This window comes from Nonomuraea sp. NPDC049141 (genome assembly GCF_040648415.1).
In the GTDB taxonomy this organism is placed as follows: Bacteria; Actinomycetota; Actinomycetes; order Streptosporangiales; family Streptosporangiaceae; genus Nonomuraea.
The window spans coordinates 1-10,745 of the sequence record NZ_JBEZDR010000056.1 but is presented as its reverse complement, the minus strand read 5'-3'; the positions used below and the strand labels follow the sequence as shown (position 1 = coordinate 10,745).

At 71.8% G+C, this 10,745-nt stretch carries 11 protein-coding genes; all 11 read right to left on the bottom strand.

Features of this window, described 5'->3' with window-relative positions; translation table 11 throughout:
- On the bottom strand, positions 1-638 hold a 638-nt coding region (locus tag AB0B91_RS63590), incomplete at its 3' end, for a glycerophosphodiester phosphodiesterase family protein (protein ID WP_358342685.1).
- A 10-nt stretch (positions 639-648) separates the two neighbouring features.
- The gene (locus AB0B91_RS63585) at positions 649-984 is read right to left on the bottom strand and encodes a rhodanese-like domain-containing protein (protein WP_089002873.1); all 336 of its coding nucleotides are present in this window, start codon (positions 982-984) and stop codon (positions 649-651) included.
- A 53-nt stretch (positions 985-1,037) separates the two neighbouring features.
- Complete coding sequence (locus tag AB0B91_RS63580) at positions 1,038-1,976, bottom strand: LCP family protein (protein ID WP_357659747.1); 939 nt, start codon at positions 1,974-1,976, stop codon at positions 1,038-1,040.
- A 299-nt stretch (positions 1,977-2,275) separates the two neighbouring features.
- The gene (locus tag AB0B91_RS63575; protein ID WP_089002875.1) at positions 2,276-3,490 is read right to left on the bottom strand and encodes an LCP family protein; all 1,215 of its coding nucleotides are present in this window, start codon (positions 3,488-3,490) and stop codon (positions 2,276-2,278) included.
- Between the two features lie 233 nt (positions 3,491-3,723).
- Positions 3,724-4,959 (bottom strand): LCP family protein, encoded by a 1,236-nt coding sequence (locus tag AB0B91_RS63570; protein ID WP_357659745.1) that lies wholly within the window; start codon positions 4,957-4,959, stop codon positions 3,724-3,726.
- Positions 4,960-5,036: 77 nt separating this feature from the next.
- Positions 5,037-6,011, bottom strand: a complete 975-nt coding sequence (locus tag AB0B91_RS63565; protein ID WP_089002877.1) for a UDP-glucuronic acid decarboxylase family protein — start codon at positions 6,009-6,011, stop codon at positions 5,037-5,039.
- Positions 6,012-6,100: 89 nt separating this feature from the next.
- Positions 6,101-7,774, bottom strand: coding sequence for a cation acetate symporter (locus tag AB0B91_RS63560; protein WP_089002878.1), 1,674 nt, complete (start codon positions 7,772-7,774; stop codon positions 6,101-6,103).
- On the bottom strand, positions 7,752-8,123 hold the full coding sequence (locus AB0B91_RS63555) for a DUF485 domain-containing protein (RefSeq protein WP_089002879.1): 372 nt from the start codon (positions 8,121-8,123) through the stop codon (positions 7,752-7,754). Before AB0B91_RS63555 ends, AB0B91_RS63560 begins: the two co-directional genes overlap by 23 nt.
- A 238-nt stretch (positions 8,124-8,361) precedes the next feature.
- Positions 8,362-8,883: a flavin reductase family protein gene (locus AB0B91_RS63550; protein WP_358342681.1), complete on the bottom strand. Its 522-nt coding sequence runs from the start codon at positions 8,881-8,883 to the stop codon at positions 8,362-8,364.
- 155 nt (positions 8,884-9,038) lie between these two features.
- Positions 9,039-9,533: an SRPBCC family protein gene (locus AB0B91_RS63545; protein WP_089002881.1), complete on the bottom strand. Its 495-nt coding sequence runs from the start codon at positions 9,531-9,533 to the stop codon at positions 9,039-9,041.
- 101 nt (positions 9,534-9,634) lie between these two features.
- Positions 9,635-10,745: hypothetical protein (locus AB0B91_RS63540; protein ID WP_358342679.1), on the bottom strand; the 1,111-nt coding region annotated here is incomplete at its 5' end.

Below are 10,745 nucleotides of genomic sequence, written 5' to 3'. Positions count from 1 at the left end.
CGGGCCCGCACCAGGGCGACGCCGGGGCCGGCGGTCCGGATGCCGAACGGCAGCCGCCCCAGCCGCACCCAGCGCGGCAGCACGTCCAGCAGCAGCACCGTGGGCAGGCCGGGGGCCAGCCCCCGGGTCCGGCGTACGGCCAGCGGGGAGAACGACATCACGGTGACGCGTACCGGATCGTCCGGTTTCGGCTCGGCCAGGCCGTAGCGGCGCAGCAGCGCGACGAGCCGGCGCTCGACGTTCCCGCCGTGACGGGAGGGGTGCTTGGTCTCCACCAGCAGCCGCACCGGCCGGCCCGCGGCCAGAACCGCGTCCAGCAGCCGCTCGAGGGTCAGCAGCCGGGTGTGCGACTCGTCCAGCACCTCGTCGCCGTCGGCGGGCGCGCAGCCGGGGTGCCAGGAGCCGAAGTCCAGCGCCTCCAGCTCCGCGAGGGTACGGGCGCTGACCAGCCCCTGGCCGTTGCTGGTGCGGTCGAGCCGACGGTCGTGCACGCAGACCAGGTGCCCGTCGCGGGTCAGCCGGACGTCGCACTCCAGCCCGTCCGCGCCCTCGTCGAGGGCACGCAGGTAGGCCGCGAGAGTGTGCTCGGGCAGGTCGTGGGAGGCACCGCGGTGGGCGAAGACGAGAGGGGCGTCCATCCCGCCCGTCCTAGAGGACCCGGCCCGGCTGCCCGTCCTCGCCGACCACCGGTCGCCCGGCGGCGGCCCACTCGCCCATCCCGCCCTCGACGTTGCGCACCTGGTCCCAACCGTTGCGCATGAGGTAGGTGACGACCTGCGCGGAGCGCCCGCCGGAGCGGCAGATGACGGCGACGTCGCGGTCGGTCGGCACTTCGGCGATGCGGGCCGGCAGCTCCATCATCGGCAGGTGGTGCGCGCCGGGGGCGTGGCCGGCGTTCCACTCGTCGTCCTCCCGGACGTCGAGCAGGTACGCGTCGTCGGCGATCTCGGGCACGGTCACGGTGGGAACCTGGGATCCGAACACGGGCCAAGCCTAGATCCTCGCCCGGCCGGCCGGCGGCGGGCCGGTCCCCGGCGTCACAGTCGGGTGACCCAGCGCGGGTTGGCCCGCGCCCAGTCCGGTACGCGGGTGCCGCGTACCGCCTCGAAGAGGCCGTTCCCGCCGTTGTCGAGGACCACGTACGACACCTGGTCGATGGTCTGTGGGTGGGAGGGGACCTGCACGCCGCGCAGCGCGTCGGCCGGCAGGTCGCGCAGCGCGAGGACCAGCTCCTCCAGCGGTACGCCGTTGGTGTCCACGGTCAACGAGCCGCCGACGGCGCGGATCACCTGGTCCAGCTTGACCGGGTTGGTCCGCAGCGACGTCTCGCTCGTGCGTTCCAGCACGGCCCGGAGCAGTTGCTGCTGGTGGGTCTGCCGGTCGTAGTCGCCGCCCGGCAGGTCGTAGCGCTGCCGGACGTAGTCCAGCACCTCGCCGCCGTCCATCTGCTGGCAGCCGGGCGGGAAGACGCGATCGGTGTGGATCGAGCGGACCTCGGTGTCGACGCACATGCGTACGCCGCCGAGCAGGTCGATGACCTTGCGGAAGCCGGAGAAGTCGATCAGGGCCGCGCCGTCGAAGCGGATGCCGGTCAGCCGGGCCAGGGTGGCCGAGAGCAGCCGGGTGCCGGGCTGGCCGCCCCCGCCGTGCTCGTACGCCGCATTGATCTTGTCCTGGCCGCCGCCGTAGCCGTTGCCGGCGGGGATGGCGACGAGCAGGTCACGGGGCACGGAGACCAGGTACGCCTCGCGCCCGCCGGCCGGGACGTGCACGATGAGGATGGTGTCCGAGCGGCGGTCCGCCGCGCTGCCGCTCTGCCACCGGTCGGTCCCCACCAGCAGGTAGTTGAGTGGCCCGTCGGGGTCGGTGCGCTTCTGGCGGGCGCTGGGGTCGAGCAGTTGCTCCCGCACGACGCTGCGCTCGTAGCGGTCGGTCAGGGTGCGTAGGCCCGCCACGGCGAGCCCGGCCAGCAGCACGAGGGCCAGGCCCAGGCCGAGCAGCAGTCGGGGCCAGCGGACGCGGCGCGGCCGGGCGGGCCGGGGAGCGACCCCCCGGCTCCGGCCGTCGTCCGCCGATCTGGACGTGACGCCTCCCCGCGACCCGTACGTGAACGCTTCTCACGTCAGGCTACGAGGCGATCAGGGCGGCCCGGGCCGCTTCGCCGACATTGCCCGGCCCGGGCTGCTTGGCGGGAATTGCCCGGCCGGGGCCGCTTCGCCGACATTGCGCGGCCCGGTCGGCCATCCGGCGGGCCGGTATCCCCGGGCGGGCCCGGCTACTCGCGGTTGGAGACCACCTCGGGGTTGGCGAAGACGAACTCGGCCAGCTTGTCCTGCTTCGCCGCGCGGAACATGTCCAGCGTCTGCGCGCTGAGCGTCTCGCGGGTGCCGTCGCTGTGGAAGGTGCCGCCGTTGGTCTTCAGCATCACCAGGTCGTTGCCGGTCACCCCGCGCATGGTGAAGACGAAGTCGGCGACCGGCACGCCGCCGGTGTCGAGGATGAACGCCTTTCCGGCCGCGTCCATCAGCTTGTTCAGCTTGATCGGGTTGGTCAGCGTCCCGTCCTGGGTGGCCTTCTTCGCCATCGCCTTGATCAGCTGCTGCTGGTTCTGCTGCCGGTCGTAGTCGCCGTTCTTGAGGCTCTTGCGCTGCCGGGAGTAGTCCAGCGCCGCCCAGCCCTCCATCTCGCGGCAGCCCTTTTTGTGCACCACGGGCGTCCGCTGCTTGCCGGTCTTCTTCGCGTCGGCGTTCCACATCGGCTTGCCGTCCACGTACGACATGTGGATCGACTCGACCTCCTGCTTGACGCAGATGCGGACGGTGCCGAGGGCCTCGATGACGTTCTTGAAGCCGCCGAAGTTGATGATCGCCGCGCCGTCGAAGCTGATGCCGGTCATCTTCTTGATCGTCTGCGCCATGAGCTGGGCGCCGCCCTCCCAGCCGCCGCCGTTGCGCGCGCCGGCCTGGAACGCCGCGTTGATCTTGTCGGTGCCGCCCGAGTAGCCGCTCTTCTTGAACGCCGGGATCTGCGCCTCGGTGTCCCGGGGGATCGAGATCAGGTACGCCTGGTCGTGCGTCGCCGGGATGTGCAGCACGATGATGCTGTCCGCCCGCACGTCGTCGGCGGCCCACCGCTCCCGGGCGTCCACGCCGAGCAGCAGCATGTCGATCGGACCGTCCAGGCTGGCGCCACCCTCGGCGTCGGTCTTGCCCGCGTCACCGAGCAGGTTGCGCTGGGCGATGTTGCCGGTGGCGCTGCTGATCAGGGCCTTGCTGCCGACGATCGCCGCGCCGCTGGCCACCATCAGCACGGCGCCGAAGATCAGGGTGAGTCGGGCCCAGAGCGGGTCCTTGCGGCGCGACCGCTTCCTCGCGGACCCGCCACCGGGCTTGCCGCCCTTGACGGGCTGCTTCGGGATGCTCGTGGAGGCCCGGACCGGGCCACGGGGGGACTCCAGCGCCGGAGGGCGACGGCTGGTCTGAACCGGCATGCGTGCTCCAGCTCGCGTTGTCAGGGGGCGGGATCACTTTACGGACGCTTTCCCGTCCTGGCGAGGTCGTCCGACCGTCAAATACCGTTCGTACGGCCGTCATCCAGGAGAACTGACCGAATGGACAGATCGATACGGCTGATCGGCGGTTGGCTCACAGGAAGCGGCCGGCCGGCCCTCCGAATCGTGATGACGTCCGTCGATCACGAGGGAGAGCCGGCCGGCGGCGCCGCTCAGTTTCCGGTGCCGTCCTTCTTCTGGTTGGCCTCGACCCAGGCAGTCATGGTGTCGGCCGACATGGCCTTGTACATGGTCAGCGCCTTCTCCTTGTCGGACACCACCACCGACTCCCCGTTGATGGTCTGGCTGCCGACGTGCGGACTGGTCACGAAGGTGAGGTTCTCGCCGCGCAGGTTGCGGAACTGCACCCCCATGTCGACCAGCGAGAAACCCTGGTCGACGGTGACCGCGGCGGTCACCGACTTGAGGAAGTCGTTCAGCTTCTTCGGGTTGGTCAGCGTGCCCGTGCTCGCCGCCTTGTCCATCAGGGCGCGGAGGAACTCCTGCTGGTGGCGCATCCGGGCGAAGTCGCCGTCCGGGAACTGCTTGCGCTGCCGGATCCAGTCCAGCGCCTCGGCGCCGTCCATGTGGTTGGTGCCCTTGGTGAACGTCCGGTACGGCTTGTGGATCGAGGTGACGGTCCGCTCGACCTTGAGGTCGACGCCGCCGAGCGCGTCGGTGACCTGCTTGAAGCCGGCGAAGTCGATCGCCATCACGTGGTCGAGCCGCACGTCCGTGAAGCACTCGACCGTCCGGACGGCCAGCGGCAGCCCGCCGAAGGCGAAGGCACCGTTGATCTTCCCCCGCTGCCCGGAGCCGCAGTCCGCGCTGGCGCTCTCCGGGATCGGCACGTAGAGGTCGCGGGGGATGGAGACCAGGTATGCCTTCTGGTGGTCCGACGGGATGTGCATCACGATGATCGTGTCGGCCCGCCACTTGCTGGACTTGTCCACCGGGGCGTCCGGGTCCCGGGAGTCGCTGCCGACCAGCAGGATGTTCAGCGCACCGTCCACCGCCTTGGCCGGGCGGCCCCCGGTGATCTCCGAGAACGGATCGGTGCGGGCCAGGTCGTCGTTGAGGCCGCGGGCGTAGAACCAGGCGCCCGCCCCGCCGAGCAGCGCGAGCACCAGCACCGCCACGCCGGCCACCAGGGCGATGCGGCCCCAGCGTGGGCGTACGCCCCGCCTGCCCGGCCGCTCCGGCCCGCCCGGACCGGTCGTCCCACCCGGCCCGCCGGGGCCGGCGGGACCACCCGGGCCACCGGCGCGTGGCTCGTCCGGGGACGGGGACCAGCGGGCCTCGGCGGGCCGGGCGCGGCCGGCGTCCCGGCCGGAGCCGGGCACCGAGGCGCGCCCGGCGCTGCGGTGCAGGTGCGGGAGCGGAACTCCGGCGGGCATGGTCGCTGACATGTAACTCAGGGTACGTACGCGCGGCCACTGTCGCCCCGTAGCGCCGCCGACGTGTGCGCCGACGGCTGGCACGCCCGCTAGACCATCCGCTCGCGGAAGTACTCGATGGTGCGGCGCAGGCCGTCCTCGGGCGCCACGGTCGGCTCGTATCCGAGCAGCTCGCGGGCGAGGGTCAGGTCCGGCCGGCGCATCTCCGGGTCGTCCGCGCTGCGGGTGATGTACGTCACCTCGGAGGCGCTGCCGGTGAGCGACACGATCGTCTCGGCCAACTCCCGCATGCTCATCTCGTGCTCGGTGCCGCAGTTGATCGGCCCCGTCTCGCGCGAGTCGAGCAGCAGCAGGATGCCGCGCACCAGGTCGGAGACGTAGCAGATCGAGCGGGTCTGGTTGCCGGTGCCGTGCACGGTGATCGGCTCGTCGCGCAGCGCCTGGGAGATGAAGGTCGGGATGGCCCGGCCGTCGTCCGGGCGCATCCGTGGGCCGTACGTGTTGAAGATCCGGACGATGGCCGTGTCCAGGCCCCGGCTGCGGTGGTAGGCCATGGCGGCCGCCTCGGAGAAGCGCTTCGCCTCGTCGTAGACGCTGCGGATGCCGATCGGGTTGACGTTGCCCCAGTACGACTCGCGCTGCGGGTGCTCCTTCGGGTCCCCGTACGCCTCGGAGGTGGAGGCCATCAGGAAGCGGGCGCCGTCGGCGACCGCGCGGTCCAGCAGGTGCAGGGTCGCCACCGAGCCGACGCGGAGGATCTCCACCGGCAGCTTCTCGAAGTCGGTCGGGCTCGCCGGCGAGGCCATGTGCAGGATGGCGTCGAACCGCTCGGCCAGCGCCGGGTGGGTCGGCAGGCCGTCGGAGATGTCGGCCTCGACCAGGGTGAAGTTCGGCTCGTCCAGCAGGTGGGCGACGTTCTCCTTCGACCCGGTGACGAAGTTGTCGAGCGCGACCACGGTGCAGCCGCGGGCCATCAGGGCGTCCACCAGATGCGACGGTACGAAGCCGGCGCCGCCCGTGACGAGGATGCGGTGACCGGGTCCGAAACGGGCGACAGCGTTCATGCCGGTCAGCCTACCGAGTGCCCAGGGCCGCCCCGGCGCAAGGAAGGGGCCCCCGTCGCCGGGGGCCCCTTGCGCACTGCTGCCGGCCGTCAGTGGGCGCCGGCGCCGGTCACGGCGCGCACCTCCAGCTCCGCGTACTTCTCCTCGTCGTGCTCCTTGGAGATCACGGTGCCGATCCAGCCGCACAGGAAGCCGAACGGGATGGACAGGATGCCCGGGTTGGACAGCGGGAACCACTGCCAGTCCTGCTCGGGGAACATCGAGGTGGGCGCGCCGGAGACCACCGGCGAGAAGAACACCAGCAGGACGGCGGAGAGCAGGCCGCCGTAGATGGCCCACACCGCGCCCGAGGTGTTGAACCGCCGCCAGAACAGGCTGTAGAGGATCGCCGGCAGGTTGCCCGAGGCGGCCACCGCGAAGGCCAGCGCCACCAGGAAGGCCACGTTCAGGTTCTGCGCGTAGATCGACAGCACGATCGAGATCGCGCCGATCACCAGGGCGGAGACCCGGGCGACCTTGACCTCCTGCCGCTCGGAGGCCTTCCCGTCCTTGATGACGTTGGCGTAGAAGTCGTGCGCCAGGCTGGACGAGGAGGCCAGGGTCAGGCCGGCCACCACCGCCAGGATCGTGGCGAAGGCGACCGCCGCGATGATGGCGAGCAGGGTGGCGCCGCCCAGGTCGCCGCCGAGGAAGTCGATGCCGAGCGCCTCGGCGAGCTGCGGTGCGGCCGTGTTGCCGGCCTTGTCCTGCGCAGTGATCGCCTCTCTGCCGACCAGGGCCGCCGCGCCGAAACCGAGGGCCAGGGTGAGCAGGTAGAAGGTGCCGATGATGCCGATCGCCCAGAGCACGCTCTTGCGGGCCGCCTTCGCCGTCGGCACGGTGTAGAAGCGGATCAGGATGTGCGGCAGCCCGGCGGTGCCGAGCACCAGCGCGATGCCGAGCGACAACAGGTCCATCTTGTTGTAGAAGGTCTGCATCGCGTTGCCGGCCACCTCCACGCCGTACCGCCCGCCCGGCTTGAGGAAGTTCTCTCCCTTGCCCGATGCCGCCGCCGCGTCGCCGAGCAGGGTGGAGAGGTTGAACTTGTAGTGCGCCAGCACCAGCAGGGTCATCACGAGGGCGCCACCCATGAGCAGGAACGCCTTGACGATCTGCACGTACGTGGTGCCCTTCATGCCGCCCACCGTGACGTAGATGATCATCAGGGCGCCCACCATGATGATGGTGGCCACCTTTGCGGTGTCGGCGTCCATGCCGAGGAACGTGGTGCCAGGCTTGATGCCGAGCAGTAGCGCGACCAGCGCGCCCGCGCCGACCATCTGCGCCAGCAGGTAGAAGATCGACACGGTGATGGTGGAGACGGCCGCGGCGGTCCGCACCGGGCGCTGGCGCATCCGGAAGGCCAGCACGTCGGCCATCGTGTAGCGGCCGGAGTTGCGCAGCAGTTCGGCGACGAGCAGCAGCGCGACCAGCCAGGCGACCAGGAATCCGATGGAGTAGAGGAAGCCGTCGTAGCCGTACAGGGCGATCATGCCGGCGATGCCGAGGAACGACGCGGCCGACATGTAGTCGCCGCCGATCGCCATGCCGTTCTGGAACCCGGAGAAGGAGCGCCCGCCGGCGTAGAAGTCGGTGGCCGTCTTGGTCTGCCGGCTGGCCCAGATGGTGATGACCAGGGTCACCGCCACGAAGACCAGGAACAGGGCGATGGTGAGGTTGCGGGCGGTGGTGTCGCCCGCCTCAGCCGCGAGGACCGTGTTCATGGCCCACCTCCCCCATCTCGGCGCGGATCCGGTCGGCGACCGGGTCGATCTTCCGGCCGGCGAACCGGGAGTAGAGCCAGGCGATGAGGAAGGTGGAGACGAACTGGAGCAGACCGAAGACGAGGGCGACGTTGATGTTGCTGCCGAAGAGCTTCGTGCCCATGAAGTCCCGCGCGTACGCGGACAGGATCACGTAGAGCGCGTACCACAGGAAGAACGCGACGGTCATGGGGAAGATGAAGCCGCGCAGCGTGCGTCGCAACCCGGCGAACTCGTCCGACCGCTGTACGGCCAGGTACCGCTCCGCCGCCGAGGCCGACGGCGTGGACGCGGGTGTGTCCGTGGACATTTGTGGATCACCACCTTCACAGGCATGGGGGAGTTTCGCGCACGGTAGAAAGCGCGCTCCCCGCCGGGGAAGGGCGAGATCGACGTCGGTCGGCGGCTGCGCCGAACGGCACGGTGGGTGCGCCGAGTGACCCAGCTCACTCCGTTCACCGGTAGCGGGCGCGGCGCCGACCCGCCGAGCGGTCGTCCGGTCGCCGCGGTGCGGTGTCGACGTCAGGCCGGGCCCGGAGCCGCCGTCGTCAGGTCAGCTCGCGGTAGCGGCCCCGGTAGTGCAGCAGCGGGTCCGTCTCCCCGGCCAGCTCGACCGCCTCGATCGTGGCCTCCACCAGCAGGCCCCAGCCGTACCCGCGGGCGGAGTCGAGCCGGCACCCCGCCCAGCCGCCGGCGTCGGCCGGCACCGGACCGTAGGGGGTGTCGGTCCACGCGCCGGTGGCGAACAGGCCGCCGGGGGACGGGAAGAGGCCCGCGAACCGGTCGGCGAGTTGCCGGTGCGCCGGGCCGAGCGGGGTCACCGCGAAGCGGCCGGCGGACTCGACCGCCGCCCACAGGTCGGACTCCGGGTCGACCAGGCCGAGCAGCCGGTCCGGCTCACCCTCCGCGACCAGCGTGGAGGAGACCGTCAGGCCCGCCGGCTCGGGCGCCGTCCAGAGCGTCACCGGCGACGCCAGCCGACCCCGCAGCCGGCGTACGGGCGAGCGCTGACCAGCGGGCACGGCGAACGGGTCGGTGTGGTGGATCTCGGCACCCGGCTCATGATTCACGTGAAACATTGTGCGGCCTGCCCCGCCCCGACGGGCCCGGAAGTGGCCCCTGGCGAGTGCACGAATACTGCGCCCACGACCCTGAGCGGCGAATCATGGACGTTCTGCGCCCCTCCAGGGGCCGTTTCCTTCCAAGATCTCGACTGCTGAAGGGGTCAGTCGTCGGCGGCCAGGGAGCGGCGGGCGGCGGCCAGCACCTCCGGGTCCGCGCAGCCGGCGGCGTACCCGGCGATCCGGCGGCGGATGTCGCGGCCGAGCAGCCAGGAGCCGATCCGCTCCGCGACCGGGCGCAGGAACGCGGGCCGGCAGCGGAAGTTGTACCGCCAGGTGGCGACGGTGGAGCCGGGCTCCGTGGCAGGCGCGAACCGCCAGCCGCCGGCGAACATCTCGAAGAACCACGGCCCGCGCACCATCTTCATGCCGACGTGGCTGGGTGGCGCCCAGGAGACGTACTCGCTGACCATCGCCAGGCCGTGCCGGGACCGGGTGAAGGTGCGCACGCCCTTGCCGGGCCGGGTCGCCCCGTCGGTGAAGTGCTGCTCACGGACGAACGGGTCCCACCGGTAGCGCACCGGCGCCGTGGTCTGGGAGACCGCGAAGGCCAGCTCGGGCGGGACCGGCACGGTGACCACCGCTTCGACGACGGGCATCAGGCCATTGTGCCGCCGACCGGCAACCACCGCGCCCGGAGTGCGCCGGCCCGCCTTCCGCCCCCGCCGGGCTGGCGAACGTCGCCGGTGCCCGCCCGCCGTCAGCGGCGCGGGGTCACCGTGGCGAGCAGCTCCGGCATCCGGCGGTCCAGCACGTCGCCCGCCAGGTACGCGCCGAGCAGCGCCGCACCGAGGCCGTACGCGGCCCCGAGCGGCAGGGCCAGCCAGAGCCAGACGTCGCCGAGCAGCCCTGCGGCCACCACCATCGGCACCGCCGCCACCGCCGTGGCGAGCATCGCCAGCAGGGTGAGGAAGCTCTTCGCGATGCCGGCACCGGTGTTCAACGCGAACGGGTTGCTCGTCTCCGGCAGCGAGTACGCCCCCAGCACCGAGACGAAGCAGTTCACCGCCAGCCCCGCGCCGTACGTGGCGAACAGGGTGCCCGCCATCAGCCCGATCCAGCCGGGCTCGCCGAGGACCACCGCGACGACCACGGAGATCACCACCAGCATCGGCAGGACGTAGAGCGAGAACGCGGCCATCCGGGCGCGCAGCTCCTGCTGGCCGGAGACGCCCGCGACCACGTTCGCCGCGTACGCGCTGCCGTCGAAACCGAACTGGTTGGCCACGGTGACGGCGGCGAGCAGCCCGACGAAGAGCATCGACACGCTCGACAGCAGCGGGGACGAGTCGAGACTGGCGGTGAACCCCTCCGCGCTGTCGACGGTGAAGCCCGAGCCGCCCAGGTTGACCATGACCGGCACGAAGAGACCGACGACCGCGACGGTGATCAGGTTGGCCCGGCGTCGGGCGTCCCGCCACCAGTAGCGGGCCTCCCTGGCGACGAGGGCGCCGAACCGGTCCCGCCGGGCCCAGCCGACCGCCCTCGGGAAGAGCTGTGCGACCGCCCCGCCGGTCGTACCGCGCTGGGCGCGGACCGGCCCGGCACTGGCGGCACCCACCATGGCGGACTCCAGGGAGCGGGACCACCAGGCCAGCAGCGCGACGATCGTCGCCGCCGTGATCAGCAGCTTCACCGGCGCGGCCCAGAGGCGGCCCGCGGCCATGTCGATGCCGGCCGTCCAGGGCGCCCCGAACGGGGTCCAGCCGACCACCTCGGCCACCCCGTCGAGCCGGTCCCAGTCGGCGTCGCCGAGGGCGGCGACGCCCAGGAGCTGCAACGGCCCGATCAGCGCCGCGAGCACGGCGAGC

What these genes read in the sequence shown, in the direction of transcription:
- AB0B91_RS63555 (WP_089002879.1), bottom strand. Translation starts at nt 8,123, where the DNA reads ATGTCCACGGACACACCCGCGTCCACGCCGTCGGCCTCGGCGGCGGAG.
- AB0B91_RS63545 (WP_089002881.1), bottom strand. Translation starts at nt 9,533, where the DNA reads ATGCCCGTCGTCGAAGCGGTGGTCACCGTGCCGGTCCCGCCCGAGCTG.
- AB0B91_RS63570 (WP_357659745.1), bottom strand. Translation starts at nt 4,959, where the DNA reads ATGTCAGCGACCATGCCCGCCGGAGTTCCGCTCCCGCACCTGCACCGC.
- AB0B91_RS63565 (WP_089002877.1), bottom strand. Translation starts at nt 6,011, where the DNA reads ATGAACGCTGTCGCCCGTTTCGGACCCGGTCACCGCATCCTCGTCACG.
- AB0B91_RS63575 (WP_089002875.1), bottom strand. Translation starts at nt 3,490, where the DNA reads ATGCCGGTTCAGACCAGCCGTCGCCCTCCGGCGCTGGAGTCCCCCCGT.
- AB0B91_RS63560 (WP_089002878.1), bottom strand. Translation starts at nt 7,774, where the DNA reads ATGAACACGGTCCTCGCGGCTGAGGCGGGCGACACCACCGCCCGCAAC.